We start from the raw sequence: 21,964 nt of genomic DNA, 5'->3' as shown, positions 1-21,964 counted from the left end.
TACCTAAGTACGCTTTAGCTGGTCTCCAAAAGAGCCGCTGCCGGTAAGGCCCCAGCTAGGTTGATCTAGTGGAGGACTTTGAGATTTTTAGTAGAAAAAAAGCGCCACAGCCGTGAGGCCGTGGCGCTTTGTCAATCAGTATTCGGCGTTCATAAACGCCTGTGCTATCGGTTAGAGCTTCTCTACAACAATGCTGCTGGCGCCGCCGCCGCCGTTGCAAATACCGGTCACGCCAATTTTGCCGCCTTCGTTTTTCATCACGTTGAGCAGCGTGGTTACGATGCGTGCCCCCGAAGCCCCCAGTGGGTGACCCAGCGAAACGGCACCGCCGTACACGTTAACCTTGGTGCCTTCGAGGTTCAGGAGCTTGTTGTTTGCCAACGATACTACCGAGAAGGCTTCGTTGATTTCGTAGAAATCCACCTGGCTGGCTTCAACGCCGGCGTGCTTAAGAGCCTTGGGAATAGCCAACGAAGGCGAAGTAGTAAACCACTGGGGTTCCTGTTCGGCGTCGGCAAAACCCAGTACCCGGGCCATTGGCTTTAGGCCCAGGGCTTCGGCTTTTTCCTTGCTCATCAGCAGCACGGCAGCCGCGCCATCGTTAAGCGTGGAAGCGTTTGCGGCCGTTACGGTGCCGCCTTCTTTCAGGAAAGCGGGCTTCAGGCCGGCTACTTTGGTAAAGTCTACTTTCAGGTATTCCTCGTCGTCCTCGATTACCACGGTTTTGCCTCGCTGCTCAATGGTAACGGGGATAATCTCGTCCTTCTTCTTGCCAGCTTTGGCCGCGTTAGCGCTGCGGGTGTAAGATTCAATGGCAAAAGCATCCTGATCCTCGCGAGTGATGCCCATTTCCTTGGCCGTGTTTTCGGCCGCGTTGCCCATGGCGTAATTGTGGTACGGGTCCCACAGGCCGTCCTTCATCAAGCCGTCAATCATCTGGCCGTGGCCGTACTTTGCACCGAAACGGGCTTTGTCGAGGTAGTACGGAACGTTCGACATGCTCTCCATGCCACCAGCCAATACCACATCCGACTGGCCCAACATAATGGATTGAGCGGCCATCATAATGGCTTTGGAACCCGAGGCACAAACCTTGTTTACGGTGGTACACTCTACTTCGAAGCCAAGGCCGGCTTTCAGCGCCGCCTGACGGGCCGGGGCCTGGCCCAGATTAGCCGAAATAACGTTGCCCATGATAACCTGCTGCACTTCCTTAGGGTCGACGCCGGCTTTTTCCAGCGCACCTTTCAGCGCAATACCGCCCAGCTCAGTAGCCGACAACGACGACAAACTGCCACCAAACGAGCCAATGGGCGTGCGTACGGCGGAAATGATGTATACTTCCTTGATTTGCATGAGTAAGTAGGGGAGAGGTTGGGGAAAGTAGGGCAAAACCACGCGGCGCATCGAACCAAAGTCGCTGCAGCCGGCGGCTCAAAAGTAGCAGGAATTTCCGGCGGCTTGAACCCAGGTTAAGCCTGCGAGCATTAACGCCCGTCGCCAAAACCGCTAAACTACCACGTCGGTTTGCCGGGTTCAGGGCGGCGCGTGGCTTTGTGCGGCAATTGCTGCAAGTACTGTTGCTCTTGGGCCCGAAGCGCGTCGAGAAGTTGCCGGGCCTGCGCCTCGCTCATATCGAGTTGCTGCAGCCGCTCTCGCCGCGTGTTTACGCGGGCATCGGCTCCGGTAGCCGCGTCGTTGCCCGCACGGCCAGTGCCGCCACCATCGGGGCCGCCATCGGGGCCTAGTCCGCGCACGTCACCGGGCTCGTTGCCACGGGCAGCACTTTGGGTAGCATCGTTGCCGGGTTGCAGGCTAGCGGCGCCTTTCGTTTGTTTTTCGGGGGCAGCCTCGGGCTTTGGAGCACGGGCTGTGGTTCCCTGCTGGGGTTGCTCGGTACCTCCTTGGCCATTAGAGGGTTTCTTGGGAGCCGGTGGAGGAATCCGGGGTTGATTGGGTTTGCCCAGATAGCGCCGTAGCAACTCGTAATTATAGCGCGCGGCGGCATTAGAAGGGTAGTCGAGCAAGGCCTGCTTCAGCAAAGCATTTGCTTGGGCGTATTCGCCCTCGGCCGCCGCTTGTACAGCTAGCTGTTGCCGGGCAACGCTTCGGATGTAAGGATTTTTGCTGGGCAATAAGCTACCGTATACTTCTCTGGCCCGCACCTCGCGCCCAAGACGAGCGTAGGCGTGCGCCAGGTTCAGCCGAATATTTTCAGAGCCTTTCCCAAGCCGCAGTGCGTATTCGTACAGCAGCGCGGCACCACCATAGTTGCCCTGTGTAAAGGCCATCTGGGCCTGCTGCACGGCTTCGTTGTGGTTGCGTACCCGCACCAGGGAATCCCAAATGCCGGTACTTAGCGCTACTGCCAAAAACAAAATCCGGATCATGGGCGCACTACTTTAACGGCAAACAGCACGTCGAGGGCCAGCAGCAGCAGCGCGCCGAGCAACGGGTAAGCGTAACGATTGTCGGCTACCGAAATAGTACGTACCTGCTGGGTTTGGCCTTCCAGTCGGGCGAGGGTGCGCAACAGCACGGGAAACTCATTGCGCTGCTCCGACACTTCCACGTAGGTTCCACCGGTGAGGTCGGCCAACCGTTGGAGGGCTGGTGCTTGTAAACGTGTAGTAACGGTTCTGCCCTGCGCATCCCGCAGAAAACCTCCCGGGCGGGGCACTTTGCTGCCGGCGACCGTACCCACACCTACCGTGTACAACCGCACGCCCGTGCGCACCAGCTCCCGAACCGGGGCTTCCAGCTGCTCGCCGAAGTCCTCTCCATCGCTCACCAACACCAAAGCAGTGGCCCGCTGCGTGGCTTCGGAAGTGGGCTGCGGGGTAGCTGCCAAGCGCACAAGTGCCAGCTGCAGGGGCTGGGCTAAATCGGTGGCGCCGGCGGGCACTAGCCGGGTTTCCAAGGTGTTCAGCACGGCTAAAAGGGCATTCTGATCATATGTGAGTGGGCATTGCACGAACGCCTCGGCCCCGAATACGATGAGGCCCATGCGGTCGGCGGGGAAGCGCTCCACCAGTTTCGCCAGTTCCGCACGTACCCGCATCAATCGGGTAGGTACCACGTCGGGCGCATCCATGGAGCGCGACAGGTCCACCAACAACCATAAATCTTTGCCCGTGGTGCGTACCGGCTGCGGCATCAGGCCGTAGGCAGGGCCGCGTAACGCTACCATCATCAGCACAAAGGCCGTTAAGCGCAGTAGTAGCTTCCACGCCACCCGCACACCCGATTGCCCCAGAGGCCGGGCCAGTCGGCGGGTGCGAAGCGCGAAGCCGGCATAGAGCATCAGGGCTACTCCAGCCAGGGCAGCATCCCAGAACGTCCACGCATAAAGCCAAGTAAGCATAGAAAGCAAGCCCCTGACAAACAGAGACGAATGGGGAATGGTCAAAGATAATAGCCCGTAGCGGCTCGATGCGGTAGATTTTTTTCTTTCGACCAACTTGTTTTCCGAAGCATGCCCGTATATTTGCTGCCCCGAAGGGCAAACGGCCCTGGGAACAATGCCCTGATCTGGAGAGATGGGTGAGTGGCTGAAACCAGTAGTTTGCTAAACTGCCGTAGCTCTAAAGGCTACCGGGGGTTCGAATCCCCCTCTCTCCGCCACGGGCTTCCCGGCATCAGGGAAGCCCGCTTTTTTAATCGGCTGCGCAAATGGCAGCCGGCTCTTTCGGGGTGTAGCGTAGCCCGGTATCGCGCCTGCTTTGGGAGCAGGAGGCCGCAGGTTCGAATCCTGCCACCCCGACGTAAAAGGCCGCTTTCCAATTAGGAAAGCGGCCTTTTTCATGTCGCCTTATCACGAGGCATAGGGTTTCCGTCTGGAGTAACGGTAATAGCAAATATCACCCGCGAAAAGGATGGACAAATTTGTCGCAAATCAAGGTTTGTTGGGCTAACACGTGACTTTCGCCCTAAGCTGATTAAGTTTGTACCCGCATTAAAACATGCGCCTCGTTAGCTCAGTTGGATAGAGCGGCTGCCTTCTAAGCAGTAGGTCAGGAGTTCGAATCTCTTACGGGGTACAGATGTGAAAGCCGCTTAGCATATTTGCTGAGCGGCTTTTTTCCATTTCTGCCCTTTCGGATAAAGCCATTACAGCAAACTGCTAAGAGCGCCCAGGCTTCATTGAACAGCCGCAAAGTGATAGTTACCTTAGGTAATTATTGCACACGCTGCTTTCCCGCTTTTTAAAGGGTACTGACAGCTCGGCAGTATCATCACATAAGGAAAAAAGCGCGCAACTTAACGTGAAACCCGAGCAACGTTGAGCATAAGGAAGCGTAAGGAATTAAACCAATGTTATTACCTTGGCAAACCTGAAGCTCCTTTCCCATAGGCTTCCACCCATCGTAACCCTTAATTAACCTTTTCTCTCACCCATGAAAAAAATTGTACTTTCATTGGCATTGCTGGGCGCTCTTGCGAGCTTCTCGTCAAAGGCCCAGGCACAAGGCGCTGCCCCCTTCTGGGCTCCGCAAAACAGCATTTACAACCCTGCTGCCAGCTTAGGAAATGGTTTTCGCTTAGCGCACGTGTCCATTGCCTTGACCAACCCGAACATCGTTTGGGGCATTGGCGGTGAATTACCTCCTCCCGGTGCTACTAGCTACACCTTCGATAAGTGGGTTAAAAGCGTTGACGGCGGTGCTACCTGGACAACCGGCAACATTCAGTTTGGCACGGGTTACACTGTGGGCATGATGCAGGCCATTGATGCCAACACCTGCTTTTTCATGAACTACAGCAATAACGGCGGTGGCGAAGTTCGTCGGACCACCGATGGCGGTGCAACCTGGGTGAATATGGCAGCCAACGGGGTGAACTTCACGCTTCCTGGTTCTTTTCCCAACGTCATTGCTTTTTTCGACGCTAATAACGGTTTCGCAGCGGGTGACCCGCAACCGGCTGCCACGGCTACCACTCCGGCCGGTCCGTTTCAGATTTACACCACTGGAGATGGCGGTAACACATGGCGCCGGGTGGCTACCAGTAACCTGCCCGTTGCTGGTGACGCCGAGTACGGGCTAGTTGGCTCCGTAGCACGCGTGGGCAACACAGCATGGATGGGCGGTACCGACCAAGGCGGCGCCAATGCCAAGGTCTATAAATCGGTTGACCAAGGCCGTACCTGGACGGCTAGCAACTCGCCCTTCACCGACGTAGGAGGCATTGCCTTCTCCACGGCTACAAACGGCCTCATCGTGAACGGTGCCGATATTGCTGCTACCACCAATGGCGGTACTTCTTTCGCGCCGGTAGCTTACACGGGTCCGTTCTACGGTCAGTTTGATATTGCTGCAGTTCCCGGCGTTGCTGGTATGTACGTTGCTTCGGGCCTGCGTGACGTGCCAACCCCAACGGCTAACGATTACGGTACGGTTATTACCGGCAACAACGGTCAGCGCTGGACGCAGATTGACTCGACTATCATTCGTTACGACCTTGACATTGCCAGCAACACGGTTGGCTATGCTGTAGGTAATAACACGAACCCGCCTGCAGGTCAGCAGCCTGGCAGCCTGCGTGCCATTTACAAAAACAGCCGTCCGTTCAGCAGCATCCTGGCCGCACGTAACAACGCCGCTAATAACACGGTAGCGCTGAGTGTTTACCCGAACCCAAGCAGCAACGGCGTGTTTACGCTGGGCCTGCCAAGCGGTACCCGCAATGCGCAGAACATCCGCGTATTCGATGCCCTGGGTCGTGAAGTATTCCGCCGCCAGCTGAACGCTACGTCGGCTGTTGGTGCTGTAGGCTTGCCCCTGGACCTGAGCAGCCTGAAGTCGGGCGTGTACACGCTGGAGCTGACGAACAGCGAAGGCACCGGCCGTCAGAAGCTGGTTATCGAATAAGCGAAACGCTTATTTACCACTAAAAAGCCCGACGGATTCCCTCCGTCGGGCTTTTTTTATCTTTTACGTCGGTTTCCACGCCACTTATTGGCGCGCCAGCGCATCCTGTTTTTACAACTTACATCAGGTTCAGTACACATGAAGAAATTCGTATTTCTTTTGGCCTTATTGGGCCTATCCTCAGCTGCCTCGGCTCAGTGGGCCTTACAACCCCTTACCTTCTCCGCGCCGGATCAATTCCCCTACCGTTTTAGCATCAGTAACCCGAGTACGGCGTGGACAATCGGCTTTGGCTACGATTCACCCGGCCTCAATCAGGTAGCTCGTACTATTGACGGAGGACAAAACTGGAGCCTGGTTACCGTACCCGGTATTGGCCCCGATGATGTTATTAGTGGAATTAACGCCCTGGATGCCAATACTGCCTGGATTAGCGTGCTGGATTACAACGGCGGCGGACGCCTGCTGCAAACCACCAACGGCGGAACAACCTGGACTCGGAAAACGACCACGGAGTTTGCCCAAACCGACCCCAACTTCGTCCATTTCTTTAATGCCAACGAGGGCGTAGCCATGGGCGACCTGGGCGAGAGTGCGCCGCTCAATCGGCTTGATATATACACCACTACCGATGGCGGCACAACATGGCAAGCAGCTACGGCGCCAGCCCCCATTTCAAACGAGAACGGCGTGATTCTGGCGCCTTCGGTCATTGGCAACGCCATTTGGTTTGCTACCGATGAAGGCCGCGTATACCGTTCCAGTGACAAAGGCCGAACCTGGAACGTGGCTGCGCTACCTCCCAGCGGAGAGTTGTTCGATCTGGCTTTCCGTGACTTGCAGAATGGCCTGGCCATGACAGTCGACAACGCCAATGTATTTCACCTGCACCGCACCACCGACGGCGGCGTTACCTGGCCCGAGATTCAATACACCGGCGACCTGAAGACGGCCGGAATCGACAACGTCCCTGGCACCAATACCTACATTGCCGTAGGTGCCGGAGATGGACGTAGCCTGCCTGGCTCAGCTTATTCCACCGACGAGGGCGCTACTTGGATTTCGTTGGATAACCTGCGGTACCACACCGGCGTGGCGGCTTTCAGTCCCACCACTATCTGGAGCGGCGCGGTGAATTCCAGTACAGGCGCAATGGGCGTGTACAAACTAACCACCACCGTACTGCCGGCAAAATCCGGGGCGACCACGCTGGCCATGCAGGCTTTCCCAAACCCAAGTGCTAATGGGCTCATTAACGTGCAGGTGCCGCAAGCCGGCGACTACAACGTGCGCGTAACCGATGCGCTGGGCCGAGAAGTAGTACGTCGTAGGTTTACGGATGTGGTGAGCCGGCAATTGGCACTGGACCTAAGCCAACAGCCCGCCGGGCTTTATACCATACAGGTAAACAGCAAGGCGGGTGTAAGTCACCTGAAAATCCAGATTCAGTAAAGTGAAGCTTAGTCAAAAGGCCGCTTTCCCATTCAGAAAGCGGCCTTTTTTGCGCGCATGAGTTCATGCGAAAAAGCCCAAAAACCTAGTAAAAAAGGGATGTTTCGGTATCTTTGCTTGTTCTAGCTAAAGCTACATTTTAGGCTAGATTTTACGGCTGAAATTCAACCGCCCCACATGAGCGAAATCCAAGAGAAAAAAGCCCGCAACGAGTACTCCGCGGATAACATCCAGGTACTCGAAGGGCTGGAAGCCGTGCGCAAGCGCCCGGCTATGTACATCGGCGACATCGGCGTGAAAGGTCTGCACCACTTGGTGTGGGAAGTCGTGGACAATTCCATTGACGAAGCGCTGGCCGGGTACTGCGACACGATTGACGTTACCATCAACGAGGACAACTCCATTACGGTGCGCGACAACGGTCGTGGCATTCCGGTGGACTTTCACCAAAAAGAGGGCCGCTCGGCGCTGGAGGTTGTAATGACCGTGCTGCACGCCGGCGGTAAGTTCGATAAAGACACCTACAAGGTGTCTGGCGGCCTGCACGGCGTAGGGGTGAGTTGCGTAAACGCACTCAGCAACCTGCTGCGCGTAACCGTGTACAAAAACGGCAAAATCTACCAGCAGGAGTACGAGCGTGGCGCGCCCATGTACCCAGTGAAAGAAATTGGTGTAACCGAGTATAATGGCACCCAGGTAGAGTTCTGGCCCGATGACTCGATCTTCACCGAGACGGTTTACCGCTACGAGACCATTGCCACGCGTTTGCGTGAACTGGCCTACCTGAACAAGGGCATCCGCATCAACCTGACCGACGTTCGGGAAAAGGATGAAGCCGGCGTGGCCCGCGGCGAGCAGTTCTTCTCAGAAGGCGGCCTTTCGGAGTTCGTGCAGTACATCGACGGCGAACGGACGGTGCTGATGCCACGCCCCATTCACGTTATCAGCGAGAAGGGCGGCACGCCTGTAGAAGTGGCCCTGCAGTACAACGATACGTACCAGGAACACATTTTCAGCTACGTAAACAACATCAACACCATTGAAGGCGGCACACACGTAGCCGGCTTCCGCTCGGCGCTAACCCGCACCCTGAAGTCGTACGCCGACAAATCGGGGATGCTGGAAAAAGCCAAGGTGGAAATTCAGGGCGACGACTTCCGTGAAGGCCTCACCGCCGTTATTTCGGTGAAGGTGCAGGAGCCGCAGTTCGAGGGTCAGACCAAAACCAAGCTGGGCAACTCCGACGTGAGTGGCGCGGTAAACACGGTGGTGGGCGAAATCCTGAACCAGTACCTGGAGGAAAACCCCAAGGAAGCCCGCATCATCATCGAGAAGGTGATTTTGGCGGCCCGGGCACGTATTGCGGCCAAGAAAGCCCGCGAAATGGTGCAGCGCAAAACGGTACTCGGCTCGAATTCCCTGCCAGGCAAATTGGCCGACTGCTCGGAATCGGACCCCGAAATCTGCGAACTGTACTTGGTAGAAGGTGACTCGGCCGGTGGTACTGCCAAGCAGGGCCGTAACCGTGCTTTCCAAGCCATTTTGCCGCTGCGTGGCAAAATCCTGAACGTGGAGAAGGCGCAGGAGCACCACATCTACGAAAACCAGGAAATCCGGAACATGATTACGGCCCTGGGCGTGAGCTTCGGGGTACCGGCCGACGTGGAAAACGGCATCGAGAAGGACGACAAGGCCCTGAACCTCGCCAAACTGCGCTACCACAAGGTCATCATCATGACCGACGCCGACGTAGACGGCTCACACATTCGCACCCTGATCCTCACCTTCTTCTTCCGCTACATGCGGAACCTGGTGGATAAGGGCTACGTGTACATTGCGCAGCCCCCGCTGTACCTCGTGAAGAAGGGCAAGGAGGAGCGTTACTGCTGGACCGAAGTGGAGCGCCAGGCTGCCGTAGACGAACTGGCCAAAGGCCGTCCGGAATCGGTGGGTATTCAGCGCTACAAAGGCTTGGGCGAAATGAACGCCGAGCAGCTCTGGACCACCACCATGCAGCCCTCGACTCGTTCCTTGAAGCAGGTAACGGTGGAATCGGCGGCCGAAGCCGACCACTTGTTCTCCATGCTTATGGGCGATGAAGTGGCCCCACGCCGCGAGTTCATCGAGAAAAACGCCAAGTACGCCAAGCTGGACGTGTAAGCTCCGGTAATTGAAAAAGCCCGCCTCGTGCGGGCTTTTTTATTGGCAAGCTTGGTCGTGGAAAGGCCGTCATGTCGAGCGCAGTCGAGACATCTCGTGTGCTGACGCCCGGTACTATTCTTCTCCTTCAACGAAAGGCAACACTATCCGGCAAGATTGGCAAGCGCCTTCCTTCGGGTCCTCGACTTCGCTCGGAACAACAGACTGGATTCGTTTCAAAACCAATGAATCGACAACTCATTTCTTCTGGCTCGCCGTGGGAAGGACCGGTAGGGTACTCCCGCGCCGTGCGCGTGGGTAACCTGGTAGAGGTTGCCGGAACCACGGCCATGGACGGCGACATGGTAACTGGCACCGATTGCTACACCCAGACCAAGCGCATTCTGGAGAAAATTGCCGACGCCCTGCACGAAGCCGGCGCTACAATGGACCATGTAGTGCGCACGCGCATTTTTGTCACCGACATTACCCAGTGGCAGGAAGTGGGCCGGGCCCACGGCGAAGTGTTCAAAAATATCCGCCCGGCCTCATCCATGCTGGAAGTTCGCGCGTTAATTGATGCACGGTTGCTTGTTGAAATCGAGGCCAGCGCCGTTATTTCGTAACTCCACTTACCCTGACGCTGGCAGCCTCTCGGCCCGCTGGTTGCGCTATGAAGATTTTCAAATCCTCGGACCTCATCCGCAAAAGCAAATACATCAGCCGCGACCTAAGCTGGCTGCGCTTTAACTACCGCGTGCTCGACCAAGTACGCGACGACTCCCGGTCGTTGTTTGAGCGCATGCGGTTTCTGAGCATCACGGCTTCCAACCTCGACGAGTTTTTTATGATTCGCGTCGGGTCGCTCTACAATTACCTCGACTACGGCAAGGTGCGCGTCGATTACTCGGGCCTGCGCGAGCTTCCCTTCCGCCGCAAGCTGCTCGATTTTGCCCACCGTTTCGTGCACGATCAGTCGCAGACCTACCTGCAGGAGTTGCGGCCGAATTTCGTGCGCAACGGTTTCGACATTTTGCGGGTGGACGAGTTGACCGACGTGGAGCAGAAAAAGGCCGACGGATACTTCAAGAACACGGTTTTCCCGCTGCTCACGCCGATGGTATACGATTCGTACCACGGCTTCCCGCTCATGATGAACCAGTCGCTCACTTTTGGCGTGGTCACGCGCATGGGCGAGGGGTCGGAGATGGGGCAGGAGCGGCTTACGTTCCTGCAGATTCCGCTGAATTTGGCCCGCTTTTTTGAGCTGCAGCGCAAAGACCGCGTGGTGTTTGTGCCGCTGGAGGAAATTGTGCGTGCCAACTTGGATAAGCTGTTCCGCAACGTGCCCGTGGAATCGGCCACGCTGTTCCGCATTACCCGCAACGGCGACTTCACGCTGGAAGAGTCGGAGGACATTGACGTTGACTTCATTAAGGAAATTCAGCAGGGACTGAAAACCCGCAAGCGCGGCCGCGTAGTGCGCTTGGAAGTGGAACCCGGGGCCTCGCCCATGCTCATGCAAGTATTGCGGGAGCGGTGGCACATCGACAACGGCAACGTGTTCGTTATCGACTCGCTGATTGACATGCGCGGCCTGGTGCAGATTGTGAAGCACCCGAACTTCCGCGACAAGCTGCCCAAGCTGCCCACGCCCGTTACCCCACTGAGCTTGCCCGAGGGTGCCGAAGACAACCTCTTTGACTACCTGAAAACCCACGACGTACTCCTGCACCACCCGTATAATTCCATAGAACCGGTGGTGCGCCTGCTGGAGCTGGCTGCCGAGGACCCGCACGTGCTGGGCATCAAGCAAACCATTTACCGCCTCGCCGACGACTCGCGCGTGACGGCGGCGCTGCTGAAAGCGGCTGAGAACGGCAAGCACGTATCGGTGCTCTTTGAGGTGAAGGCCCGTTTTGATGAGGAGCGCAACATTCGGGAAGGTTCCCGGCTAGAAAAGGCCGGCTGCTTTGTCATTTACGGGGTGAGCAAGTACAAGACGCACACCAAGATGGCCATGATCATCCGCAAGGAAGGCGAAAAGGTGACGCGCTACGTGCATTTGGGCTCGGGCAACTACAACGAAACCACTTCGCGCCTGTACACCGACGTGAGCCTTCTGACCAGCAACGATGTGTACGGCCACGACGTGTCGGAATTCTTCAACGTAATTACCGGCCACTCGCAGCCCGACGATTACGAGTATCTGATTACGGCGCCTAAAGACATGCGCCAGCAGTTGATCCAGCTCATCCGCGACGAAGCCAAAAATGCCAAGCGCGGCCAGCCCAGCGGCATCGTTATGAAAATGAACTCGCTCGAAGACCGCGAAGTCATCGACGAGCTCTACAAGGCGTCAAAAGTAGGTGTGCCCATTCGCCTGATTGTACGCGGCATTTGCTGCCTGCGCCCCGGCCGGCCGGGCCTGAGCGACAACATTGAAGTGCGCAGCCTGGTAGGCGAATTCCTGGAGCACACGCGCCTATTGTATTTCCACCACGGCGGGCAGCCCAAGCTCTACGCTGGCTCGGCCGACATGATGGTGCGCTCGTTCGACCGCCGCATTGAGGCGCTCTTTCTGATTGCCAACCCGCAATTGCAGCGCGAGGCCATCAATATTCTCTACTTCAACCTCAAAGACAACTACAATACATACCTCATGCGCGAGGATGGCGCCTACGTGAAGCGCATTCCGGCCACCGACGAAGTGGTGTTCAACGTGCACAAGGAGTTCTACCACAAAGGGTATGACTTGGTGGAGCCGGAAATGCTGTTCAACGAATACCTAGCAGCCGCCGTGGTACCCGAAGTGCCGCCCGCAGATGTGGAGCCCGTGTCCCTGTCCGAGGATGTCCTGATTGCCGACGAGGTTCTGGAGCTAACCAGCGCCGAAATTTTGCCGACTTCCGAGCCGGTGCTTTCCGAGCCCCTGGTGCCCGGTCCGGTTCCGCCCGTTACGGAAGGCGACTAGCCACGAAGCAAAGCGTAAAAAGCCAGCGGCCCGCCGAAACGAAATTCAGCGGGCCGCTGGCTTTTCAGGCAAGTGTAAGGGATGGGTTAGCCAGCCGCGAGGTCGTTCTGTACCTCGGGCGACGGAATGGGGGTACCGGGGGCATGCTTGGGCTCAATTTCGTCGAAGTACTGCTCAAACAGGGTCTGCAGCATGCCGTCCTTCAGGCCAATATCGGGCACCACCATGTGGTTAATGCTGGCCCATTCCATGGCGGAAAGGTAAATCTGCCCGGCCGGTACGATAACGTCGGCGCGGTCGGGGTTGAGCATGAGCAGATTCACCCGCTCGTCCATGCTCATGCCACGCAGCTTGTCCAGGATAGTAGCAATTTTTCGGCGCGTAACGGGCTGGTCCAAGGGGCGTTGTGCCAGGCTGTAAATCTTGTTGATGTTACCGCCCGTGCCAATGGCGCGCGTAACGTGGTGCTGCCGGGCGTTTTCCTTCACCCACTGTTCCATGCGCTGCCAAGTGTCCTGCAGAGCCTCGCCGGGCTTGCCGTTTTGCTGCAAGCGTCGGATAGAGCCTACTTCAAACGACTGCGAGGCTACTTTGCGACGGTCGTGGTAGAGGTTGAACTCGGTGCTACCGCCGCCCACGTCAATGTGCAGGTAGTGGCGCTTGTCCTCCAGCTGGTGCATGATTACGCTGTTGATGAAGGCCGCTTCGGCCTGCCCATCAATAATTTGCACCTCAATGCCCAGCTCTTTGCGCATGCGTGCCACAATAGCCGGCCCATTTTCAGCCGAGCGCATGGCCGAGGTTGCACACACCAAATGGTGCGCCACGTCGTGCACTTCCATGAGCAGCTTCAGCGCGTGAATGAATTTCACGAACTTTTCCTCCTTCTCGGGGGAAATGCGGCCGGTGGCAAATACATCTTCACCCAAGCGCAGCGGGTAGCGCACGTACTCTACGCGCTTGAGGCGGTAGTGGCCTTCGTACTCCAGAACCGCCGAAATCTGGCAGCGGACGGCGTTTGAGCCGATGTCGATAGCGGCCAGTTTGAGCAGCGGAAATTCCATAGCAAGTAGGGCAGAAGCGGTGGAGAGGCAGGCAAAGATAAAAGGCCGGGCGGAAGCCCAGCCTTTTAAGTGTTCGGCATGCCGAATGGTTATTGATCGATGCGGAAACCCAGGCCAAATTGCAGCAGCAACTTTTCCTCGGCCGAGCTTTGCACCGACACCGACAAAGCCAGCGTTTCGTATACCGGCGCCAGGTAAAAGCCGCCGCCGTAACCGCGGTGAATGCCGCCGTCGGCCCGGCCGTTGAAATACACTTGGCCTTGGTCGTAAAAGCCGAAGACGCCGTAGTAAAACGGCAAAAACGACGTATTGGCGTAGCCCAATGCCAGGCGCAACTCCGAATTCAGGTACAGGCTGGCGTCGCCGGTAAAGCGGTTGCGCACGTAGCCGCGCAGGTTTTGACGCTGCCCTAACTGGGTGAATTTGTAGAAGGGAATGGCGTCGTTGTCGCCGTAGTTTTTCGCGCCGCCGCCTTTCACCACCAGCGTTACGGGTATGCCGAGGCGTGCCGTGGCGTAGTATTCGGCAAAGCCTTCGGTAAGGCCAAACGTGTTCTTGCCGCGGTTGAGCTGCTGCCAGGTGGTATGGGCTCCGTAGAGCCGCACGCCTTTCCGGGCAAAGTTTTTTCGGTCGCGGAAATCGAGGTCGAGTTGAGCGGTACCGCCCAGCAACTGCTGCTTGTTGGTGTTTGGAACGGGGCTTTCTGGGTTGGGACTATCAGGTGTTTTTAACTCGCCGAGGTAGCTGTTAGCCGCAAAGTCGCTTTCGTACACCTCAAACACCGGCCCGATGCGGAATACACTTTTCTCCCGAAAGGCCCGCTCGAAGAACACGCTGGTTTCGTAGCCGCGGTACCGGGCTCGGTAGTAGTTAGCATCGAAAAGGTCGTCGTTCTTACCGGTGTTGTTGCCGAGCCCGAAGAAGTTGTAGAACGGAAAGAAATTGCCATAGCTGGCTACGGCGCACACATCCCATTTGCCAATGAGGTGGCGCCAGCGCACGTTGCCGGTTACTTGGCGGTTGCCGCCGGTGGTAGCGCGCAGGTCCAGGCCGTAGCGCACGCGGTAATCCGGCTTGCGGAATCCTTGCTTAACCCAGTCGAAGCCAGCGGCCACACCAAAACCGTCGTTGCGGTTGTAGAGTAGGCCACCGCGCGGGGCGTAACCGTCGTACTCGAAGGCTTCACGGTTGTACTGGTTCACGCCCAACTGCACCGAACGACGGTCGGCAGTGGCGGGACCGGCCTGCAGCTCGGTTTTGGGCACGTCATACACTTCGGTGCGGCCGCCGCTGCTGGCGTCGGTCATCTGGTCGGCTCCTTCGCCGCCAATAATGCGCACCCGAATGCTGTTTTTGCCGCTGCCGCTTACGCGGAACACGTCTTTGCCGTCGAGGCCGTACAGGCGAATGTCGCGGGTTTCGCCGCGCACAAAAGTGCGGTCGAAGAAAGGCTGGCCTTTAGCCTCCCCGCCGTCTTTGTCTTTTTTGCTAACCTGCACCCGCACGTTGCCATCGGGCAGGCGTTGCACGTCGAAGTATTCGGCCTTGTTCGAGCCCACTACGTCCACGTCGCGGGCCAGCATCAGGTAGTACTCGTCCAGGGCTTTGGGCAGCTCCTGAATGCGGCTTTTTAGTTTGCGGTTAATGTCCTTACCCGAAATGCCCTGAATTTCTTGGGGCAGCTGCGCCGTAGCCGAGTCGATGGCGGCCGGGGTAAGGCGCTGCTGTAAGTACTGGCCGATGCGCCGCCAATCGTCGCGGTTCAGGCTTTGCAGCAGGGCGCGGTCGAGGTGACGGGCGGGCCAGTTCAGGCTTTCCAAGTCGCGGAACCGGGGACCGAAGTCCTCGATGCTGGGCACGGCCCACTCGCGGTTCGCCACCCAGGTAAGGGCGCCGTTCCAAAGGGTAAAGGCTTGGTCCCGGTCGCGCGGAATGGGCTCGAATACCGTTTGTTTCCCGCGTTCAAACTCGGCCCATTTCCAGTTGTCTTCGTGCTTGCCGAAATCGGCAATGAGCATGTCGAAGGCGCGGGCCTTGCCGAGTTTGAAGGCGTCAACCTGGTTGTCGTTATCCTTATACAGCTGGCGAAACATGCTGAAGGAGCGGCGCACGTCGGTGGAGCCGCCAAAACCTGGCAGGTTGGGTTTTGCGTCCCAAGGGTCGTCTTCCAGAGTGCCCAGCAAACCGGCGTACTGCTCGCGGTAAGGGCCTAATTGCTGGTTGTCGGGCAGTACAAACAGGCGTGGCCGGGCGTGCAGCACATCGGTGCGGTCGAGCAGGGAAGCGGCCACTAGCGCCGAGTAGGGGTGGGCGGTGGGCGTAATATCGCGCAGAATGTCGGCGGCCACGGAGTTACGCAGCTCGGGCGGCAAGATGCGCGTCACGTCTTTGTCGACCGAGCGGAAGGTGTATTCCGAGCTGTCGGCGGCAATCATTTTCAAGGAAGTCGTCTGACGTCCACCGCCCCGCCCCGTCGGGCGCAAACCGCCTTTTTCGGTGTTCAGATCCAGAACCGGTACCTGTACCGGCTGCGTCCAGGACGAACGGTAAACCGGTCCGATAAACGTTTTCCGCAAGCCATTGGCGCGGTACTGCGGACCCGGCGTAACGGTAGCGGTGACGCCCTGAGAAGTAACGGGGGCTGTTTCCGAAGCGGTACGAACAGTCGAAGGGCATTCGGGGATGAATGCGTTAACTGGCGTAGTCGAGGAACCGGTTTCGCAGGCCGAGCGGAACAGCGTGGCCGCAAAGGAATCCTGTGTGGTGGCCTCATTGGCAAACGTTATCATGCTTGCCTTTACCGTACCATCGGCATAATAATCGAGGCGGGTATAGCCGGCTGTGGCCTGGTTGTAGAGCGAGCCGGCATTGGAGCCGACGGGCTCGGTGTGGGCAAACGAGCCCGCCACGATGTGGTAGTTTTTTTCGAAAGGAGTTAGCTGCAGGTTAAAATCGTGGGCAGCGGCGTAAACCGCATGCGGGTTTTCTTTGAGCGTACCCAGCAGCTCTTTTTTGAAAGCCTGGTAACCGGGCGAAGCCAGGTCGCGCGGGGTGCCCACGTTCTGGCGGTAAGCGGCGTAGATGGTGCCGAAAACGGGCGGCGACAAATGGCGCTTCAGGGGCTGGTAACCGCCGTACGTGCCGTTGCTGATGACCGGTTGGTGACCCACCAGCAGCACGTTGCGGCCCTTGGTGTCTTTCAGCACGTCCTGCAGTTGCTCCCGAAACTCCTCCACCGACATGGTTTTGCAGTCAGTGTCGGGCGCTTCGGGCCGGTCGTACGGGTGCGAGAACCACGGAGTGTTGAGTGCCACCAAACGTACCAGCGGGGCTACATCAATGATTTCGGGGCCGGGGCAGCCATTGCTGGGCACGAAGGCATTCTGTCCGCCCAGCTGTTTTTCGATGTACTGCTCCAGCCGCCGCACGCTTTTCTGACCATCCGGGCCGGAGTTGTCCCAGTCTTTGTCGCCAGGCACAAAATAGATGCGGCCGTTAGGCAAGCCTTTCACCAGCGCCACCAGCGCATTGGCCCGCAGTTCCAGGGCGGCCCGGGTGGTGTCTTTCTTGCCCGAAAGGCCTTCGTTACCCACAATATCCCCTAAGTGCACCACGGTAAACGGCTCCGTTTCCTTTTCCAGGGTTTGGCGCAGAATTCGGAGCCGCGTTTCGGGCACCGGCCCGGCCGTGTTGCCCAGTAAATACACCCGGTGCGCGGGGGAGGAAGTGGTTTGAGCGCACACAGTAGCTTGGGCTGTCAGTAGCAAGCCAGCAGCAAGCAACTGGCAGTAGAAAAGACGCATAGAAAGTGAATTGCGGGCGCCCAACGAGTTGAATTAAGTAGCCCTGAGCGTGTTATTCCGTTCTGTACGCGAAAAATACGGGCGCGGATAACTCAACCGTAACGTTCCACAAAAGCCACACGCTTTGTGCCGGCGAATGGAAATGAACCTGACTGTATTACGGCGTATTTGCGCCATCCAAAGCAGCCTGTCCTAATAGTTCCTGCACCACTTTAGGCACGCCCAAAGTGGCAGGTTCTGCCACAAAATGCACTTGTCCGCGTCGGGTTACGGCCGGCTGGCTAGGGTCGATGACGTACAGCGGCCGGCCGGCAGGCAGGTAATGCAGCAAGCCCGCGGCTGGGTAAACCTGCAGCGACGTACCCACCACCAGCATAATATCGGCGGTAGCGGCTTCCTCCATGGCGCGCTCCATTAGCGGTACCGCCTCGCCAAACCACACAATGTTGGGGCGCAGTTGGTGTCCTCGCTCGCAGTGCTGGCCAAGCTCAATGGGGTTGCCGTCGATGTCGTACACTAATTCTTCGAAGCGGGAGCTGCGCGCCTCGCGCAATTTGCCGTGCAGGTGAATCACGCGGGACGAGCCGGCTCGTTCGTGCAAGTCGTCCACGTTTTGTGTCACGATAACCACCTCGTAGGCCTGCTCCAGCTCTACCAGGGCCCGGTGCCCCGCGTTAGGCTGCGCGGCATAAGCCGCGGCGCGGCGCTGGTTGTAAAACTCGAGCACCAGTTCGGGGTTGCGCTGCCAGCCTTCGGGCGAGGCTACGTCCTCGATGCGGTGGTTTTCCCAAAGGCCATCGGCCGCACGGAAGGTGGCAATGCCGCTTTCGGCCGAAATGCCGGCGCCAGTCAGTACAACTATTTTCTTCATAACAAGGGATAGGATGGTTGCTGCTGAGGCGGCGGGTCGCCGTAAATAGGCAGCGGTACGCCGGAATATGGCACCTATTCAACGGCTGGCTACGGCCAGCGTTTCAGCTGTTCGGCGCTGAAATTCCACTCCGGCGTTTCCAGCCACTCGGCGTTCGGCTCCACTAGAAACCAAGCGCCGAGCCCGGAACGCGGCTTGTTAATGAGCACGTGCATATCCTGCGCAGGCATGTAGCTCTGCGCGAGCAGCACGTAGCGGCGGCGCGTGGTGGGGTTTTGGGCGGCATCGAGCACCAGCACGGCGTGGCCCGGTGAACCACCTTTGATGAATACGTCGCCGGGCTGCACATCGGACAGGGGCACGCGCTGTAATTCCCGCTCGAGCGACAAGGTGCCGGCGTACGTGAAGATCTGGTCGAGGTACTGGCGCAAGAGGGCGTGGGTGGGCGCTTCCGGCGGCTTGCTTACCGGGGCTACGTCCTCGCCCTGCAGCTGAAATCGTTTGCCGTCGGCCCAGTCACCAAACCAGGCATCGTAACCGCTGGTAAGGTGAAAGTGAATGCGGCGGTAGTTTTGGCTGAACAGGTATTCGCTACGCAGGCGTATTACCGCGTCGGCGCACTGTTGCAGGTCGCGGGTTCCGGTATCGATGTTGATAACGGCCGCGTGTACCGATTGGATTTCCTTTGGGCGGCCATTGTGGAGGCGCACCGGCGTGCCAGCAGGCCGTAGCGGCAGGTAACGCAGCCACTCGCCAAACGAGCCCGAAGCCAAGGCAACCCGTTGGCAGCCGGCCGGCGGCATAAATCGAGCGGCCAAGCTATTCTGTGCTGAGTAATTCGTCAGCCAAGGGTACTGAACCGTAGGCACGGGGGCTGGAGCAGCGGCTCCAAGCAACAACAAGCTACCAAAGATCAGGAAGCGCATACGACAAAAACGGCAACGAAAAACGACGGCTTGGTGCTCGAACGAATGGGTACTATGGAAATTGCAGTGGCCCTAAACAAGCAGAGCCCCGACGTGAGGTCGAGGCTCTGATGCAAAATGAGAAGCAGGTTATTTCTTCTTGGCCGGCGCCTTTTTCGCAGCGGTTTTCGCGGCCGGTTTTGCGGCGGTTTTGGCAGCTGGTTTTTTCTTGGCCGGCGCTTTTTTCTTGGCTCCATCCTCGGTCGCTGGTGCCGCCGTTTTCTTGGCCCCGAAACGGCCGCGGGCAGGCTTGTCGGGAGTGGCGTCGGCCAGCTCAATGCAGCGCTCCAGCGTTAGCTCGGTAGGCTCTTCGCCCTTCGGAATCTTCACGTTTTTGCCCCCGGCCACGATGTACGGGCCGTATTTGCCGTTTACCACCTGAATATCGGCGCGGCCTTCTGCTTCGTAAGAGCGAATCAGCTTTTCGGCTTCCTGCTTGCGCTTGGCCAGAATCAGGTTCACGGCTTCTTCGGCCGTTACGGTGTGCGGGTCCTGGGTTTTATCGAGCGAGTAAAACTTGCTGTCGTGGCGAATGTAGGGACCGAAGCGGCCGATGGCGGCCGTCATGTCCTTCTCTTCGTACTGGCCCACCACGCGGGGCAGCTTGAACAGCTCCAGCGCGTCTTCCAGCGTCAGGTTTTCAATGAATTGACCCTTGCGCAGGTTAGCGTAGGCCGGCTTGGTCTCACCCTCAGCCTCGCCCAACTGTACGTAAGGACCAAAGCGGCCGAGACGGGCAATGATTTTGTCGCCGGTTTCGGGATGCAGACCAATTTCGCGGGTTGTGCCTACGTCGGCGCGCTCCACTTCCTTGCCGCGCTCCACGGTTTCGTGGAAGGTGCCATAGAAGCCCGAAATCATTTCCTCCCAGCTTTCCAGGCCGTCGGCAATGCGGTCGAACTCGTCTTCTACCTTGGCCGTGAACTGAAAGTCCACAATCACGGGGAAGTGTTCCACCAGAAAGTCGTTCACCACCATGGCGGTATCGGTCGGGAACAGCTTGGCTTTGTCAGCGCCGAAGGTTTCGGTTTTTACCTCGGTTTTTACTTCCGAGCCGTCCAGCGTAAGCACATGAAACTTACGTTCCTTGCCCTCCCGCGTGTCTTTTTCCACGTAGCCGCGCTTCTGAATGGTGCTGATGGTAGGTGCGTACGTCGAAGGACGGCCAATGCCCATCTCTTCCATTTTCTTCACCAGCGAAGCTTCCGTGAAGCGGGCCGGCGGCTGCGAGTAACGCTCCGTAGCCAGCAACCGCTGCAAGGGCAGCACCTGGTTAACCGATAAGGGCGGCAAGCCCCGCGAAAACGACGACTCGCTGCTGTCCTGACCGTCTTCCTCGTCGCGTGACTCGGCGTAGGCTTTCAGAAAACCTTCAAACGTAATGACTTCGCCCACCGCCGTAAGCGTAACGCCCGGCTGGGTGCTGATCCCGATGGTAGCCGTCGTGCGTTCCACCTGCGCATCGGCCATTTGCGAAGCCAAAGCCCGCTTGCGGATCAAATCGTACAGGCGCTGCTCGGTAGAATCGGTGCCGGCTTTCAGCAGCGAGAAATCCGTAGGGCGGATGGCTTCGTGGGCTTCCTGCGCCGACGACGCCTTGGTTTTGTACTGGCGGGTTTGGGCGTATTCCTCGCCGTAGCTCTGGGTAATTTCGTGCTTAGCGCCTAACAGGGCTTCCTGCGAGAGGTTAACCGAGTCGGTACGCATGTAGCTGATCTTGCCGGCTTCGTACAGTCGCTGAGCCACGCTCATGGTTTGCGCCACCGAGAAGCCCAGCTTGCGTGAAGCTTCCTGTTGCAACGTAGAGGTGGTAAACGGCGCGGCCGGGGACCGGCGGCTCGGCTTCTTTTCCAGGTTCTCGATGCGGTACGCAGCACCCACGCAGGCAACCAGGAAAGCTTCGGCTTCCTCGCGGGTCTTCAGGCGCTGGGGCAACTCGGCTTCCAGCACGGCGCCGTTGCCGGCATCGAAACGGGCCACTACGCGGTAAGCCGAAGCGGTTTTGAACTGGGATATTTCCCGTTCCCGTTCCACCACCATGCGCACCGCTACCGACTGCACCCGGCCGGCGGAAAGGCCCGTTTTTACTTTCTTCCAGAGCACCGGGCTCAGCTCAAAGCCCACCAACCGGTCGAGCACGCGACGGGCCTGCTGGGCATTCACCAGGTTCAGGTCGATTTCGCGGGGCGAGTCGATGGCGTTCAGGATGGCGTTTTTCGTGATTTCACGGAACACGATGCGCCGCGTCTTCTCGTTGGTCAAGTCGAGGGTTTCGCTCAGGTGCCAGGAAATGGCTTCGCCCTCGCGGTCATCGTCACTTGCCAGCCACACCACCTCGGCTTCCTTGGCCAGCTTTTTCAGTTGCGCAATGATTTCGCGCTTGTCCGGCGACACCACGTAGGTGGGTTTAAAGCCGTTTTTAATATCAATGGCGTTGTTGTCTTTCGGCAAGTCGCGGACGTGCCCAAAGCTGGATTTTACCACAAAGTCCTTCCCCAAGTAGCCTTCAATGGTTTTGGCTTTGGCGGGTGACTCCACGATGACAAGGTTCTTGACCATATAAGAAGGAGGGTAGCGGTAGGGCAGAGGAGCAGTGCGTGACGGGAAAAAGCTGCCGGCCGAAACAGGCAGAACACGTATTGAGGCCGCAAAGATGTATGAATAATCTATGTGGTTGCGGCCACAGCCTCTAAAGGCCGTATAAACAGATACGCAAGCCGGGGAACATTGTACACCCCAACACAGTTTCCCCAATCCTGAAACAACCTACGTCACTGCCTGGAAAAAACTTCGCGTATTTCCCACTGAGGCTCGTTTCACGGTAAC

The 21,964-nt window shown here is 57.9% G+C and carries 13 protein-coding genes and 3 tRNA genes; 8 read left to right on the top strand and 8 right to left on the bottom strand.

Annotated elements, in window-relative coordinates; translation table 11 throughout:
* Positions 1–171 precede the first annotated feature (171 nt).
* From ABD903_RS17075 to ABD903_RS17065, 3 genes are all read right to left on the bottom strand, one after another.
* Positions 172–1,356, bottom strand: a complete 1,185-nt coding sequence (locus tag ABD903_RS17075; RefSeq protein WP_345226296.1) for an acetyl-CoA C-acyltransferase — start codon at positions 1,354–1,356, stop codon at positions 172–174.
* 158 nt (positions 1,357–1,514) lie between these two features.
* Positions 1,515–2,390, bottom strand: coding sequence for a tetratricopeptide repeat protein (locus tag ABD903_RS17070; protein ID WP_345226294.1), 876 nt, complete (start codon positions 2,388–2,390; stop codon positions 1,515–1,517).
* Positions 2,387–3,364, bottom strand: a complete 978-nt coding sequence (locus tag ABD903_RS17065) for a VWA domain-containing protein (protein WP_345226292.1) — start codon at positions 3,362–3,364, stop codon at positions 2,387–2,389. Before ABD903_RS17065 ends, ABD903_RS17070 begins: the two co-directional genes overlap by 4 nt.
* 169 nt (positions 3,365–3,533) lie before the next feature.
* Here ABD903_RS17065 and ABD903_RS17060 point away from each other — a divergent pair.
* The 8 genes from ABD903_RS17060 (at position 3,534) to ppk1 (ending at position 12,435) form a co-directional block, all read left to right on the top strand.
* Positions 3,534–3,624: transfer RNA gene (locus ABD903_RS17060), tRNA-Ser, on the top strand.
* Between the two features lie 65 nt (positions 3,625–3,689).
* Positions 3,690–3,763: transfer RNA gene (locus tag ABD903_RS17055), tRNA-Pro, on the top strand.
* Between the two features lie 203 nt (positions 3,764–3,966).
* Positions 3,967–4,040 (top strand) — tRNA-Arg (locus ABD903_RS17050).
* Between the two features lie 357 nt (positions 4,041–4,397).
* Positions 4,398–5,870: a T9SS type A sorting domain-containing protein gene (locus tag ABD903_RS17045; RefSeq protein ID WP_345226290.1), complete on the top strand. Its 1,473-nt coding sequence runs from the start codon at positions 4,398–4,400 to the stop codon at positions 5,868–5,870.
* A gap of 138 nt (positions 5,871–6,008) precedes the next feature.
* Complete coding sequence (locus tag ABD903_RS17040; RefSeq protein ID WP_345226288.1) at positions 6,009–7,322, top strand: T9SS type A sorting domain-containing protein; 1,314 nt, start codon at positions 6,009–6,011, stop codon at positions 7,320–7,322.
* A gap of 177 nt (positions 7,323–7,499) precedes the next feature.
* Positions 7,500–9,482 carry a DNA topoisomerase (ATP-hydrolyzing) subunit B gene (gene gyrB / locus ABD903_RS17035; protein ID WP_345226287.1) on the top strand — a complete coding sequence of 661 codons (1,983 nt, stop codon included), beginning with the start codon at positions 7,500–7,502 and terminating at the stop codon, positions 9,480–9,482.
* A 224-nt stretch (positions 9,483–9,706) separates the two neighbouring features.
* Positions 9,707–10,087 carry a RidA family protein gene (locus tag ABD903_RS17030; RefSeq protein ID WP_345226286.1) on the top strand — a complete coding sequence of 127 codons (381 nt, stop codon included), beginning with the start codon at positions 9,707–9,709 and terminating at the stop codon, positions 10,085–10,087.
* A 47-nt stretch (positions 10,088–10,134) separates the two neighbouring features.
* Entirely contained in the window at positions 10,135–12,435 is a 2,301-nt protein-coding gene (gene ppk1 / locus ABD903_RS17025) for a polyphosphate kinase 1 (protein WP_345226285.1), read from the top strand.
* 86 nt (positions 12,436–12,521) lie between these two features.
* Here the strand turns inward: ppk1 and ABD903_RS17020 are convergent, their stop codons facing one another.
* The 5 genes from ABD903_RS17020 to topA all read right to left on the bottom strand — a co-directional run bounded on the left by ABD903_RS17020 (position 12,522) and on the right by topA (position 21,697).
* Positions 12,522–13,499: a Ppx/GppA phosphatase family protein gene (locus ABD903_RS17020; protein ID WP_345226283.1), complete on the bottom strand. Its 978-nt coding sequence runs from the start codon at positions 13,497–13,499 to the stop codon at positions 12,522–12,524.
* An 89-nt stretch (positions 13,500–13,588) separates the two neighbouring features.
* The gene (locus tag ABD903_RS17015) at positions 13,589–17,302 is read right to left on the bottom strand and encodes a BamA/TamA family outer membrane protein (protein WP_345226281.1); all 3,714 of its coding nucleotides are present in this window, start codon (positions 17,300–17,302) and stop codon (positions 13,589–13,591) included.
* A 157-nt stretch (positions 17,303–17,459) separates the two neighbouring features.
* Complete coding sequence (locus tag ABD903_RS17010; RefSeq protein ID WP_345226279.1) at positions 17,460–18,173, bottom strand: SIR2 family NAD-dependent protein deacylase; 714 nt, start codon at positions 18,171–18,173, stop codon at positions 17,460–17,462.
* Between the two features lie 89 nt (positions 18,174–18,262).
* Entirely contained in the window at positions 18,263–19,099 is an 837-nt protein-coding gene (locus ABD903_RS17005; RefSeq protein WP_345226277.1) for a DUF4846 domain-containing protein, read from the bottom strand.
* Positions 19,100–19,228: 129 nt separating this feature from the next.
* Positions 19,229–21,697, bottom strand: a complete 2,469-nt coding sequence (gene topA, locus ABD903_RS17000) for a type I DNA topoisomerase (protein WP_345226275.1) — start codon at positions 21,695–21,697, stop codon at positions 19,229–19,231.
* Between the last annotated feature and the right edge of the window lie 267 nt (positions 21,698–21,964).

This window comes from Hymenobacter koreensis, from assembly GCF_039541855.1.
In the GTDB taxonomy this organism is placed as follows: domain Bacteria; phylum Bacteroidota; class Bacteroidia; order Cytophagales; family Hymenobacteraceae; genus Solirubrum; species Solirubrum koreensis.
This window is presented reverse-complemented; position numbering and strand designations above follow the sequence as displayed.

Coding starts and splice junctions, on each gene's coding strand:
- ABD903_RS17075 (WP_345226296.1), bottom strand. CDS start 1,356: ATGCAAATCAAGGAAGTATACATCATTTCCGCCGTACGCACGCCCATT.
- ABD903_RS17070 (WP_345226294.1), bottom strand. CDS start 2,390: ATGATCCGGATTTTGTTTTTGGCAGTAGCGCTAAGTACCGGCATTTGG.
- ABD903_RS17065 (WP_345226292.1), bottom strand. CDS start 3,364: ATGCTTACTTGGCTTTATGCGTGGACGTTCTGGGATGCTGCCCTGGCT.
- ABD903_RS17045 (WP_345226290.1), top strand. CDS start 4,398: ATGAAAAAAATTGTACTTTCATTGGCATTGCTGGGCGCTCTTGCGAGC.
- ABD903_RS17040 (WP_345226288.1), top strand. CDS start 6,009: ATGAAGAAATTCGTATTTCTTTTGGCCTTATTGGGCCTATCCTCAGCT.
- gyrB (WP_345226287.1), top strand. CDS start 7,500: ATGAGCGAAATCCAAGAGAAAAAAGCCCGCAACGAGTACTCCGCGGAT.
- ABD903_RS17030 (WP_345226286.1), top strand. CDS start 9,707: ATGAATCGACAACTCATTTCTTCTGGCTCGCCGTGGGAAGGACCGGTA.
- ppk1 (WP_345226285.1), top strand. CDS start 10,135: ATGAAGATTTTCAAATCCTCGGACCTCATCCGCAAAAGCAAATACATC.
- ABD903_RS17020 (WP_345226283.1), bottom strand. CDS start 13,499: ATGGAATTTCCGCTGCTCAAACTGGCCGCTATCGACATCGGCTCAAAC.
- ABD903_RS17015 (WP_345226281.1), bottom strand. CDS start 17,302: ATGCGTCTTTTCTACTGCCAGTTGCTTGCTGCTGGCTTGCTACTGACA.
- ABD903_RS17010 (WP_345226279.1), bottom strand. CDS start 18,173: ATGAAGAAAATAGTTGTACTGACTGGCGCCGGCATTTCGGCCGAAAGC.
- ABD903_RS17005 (WP_345226277.1), bottom strand. CDS start 19,099: ATGCGCTTCCTGATCTTTGGTAGCTTGTTGTTGCTTGGAGCCGCTGCT.
- topA (WP_345226275.1), bottom strand. CDS start 21,697: ATGGTCAAGAACCTTGTCATCGTGGAGTCACCCGCCAAAGCCAAAACC.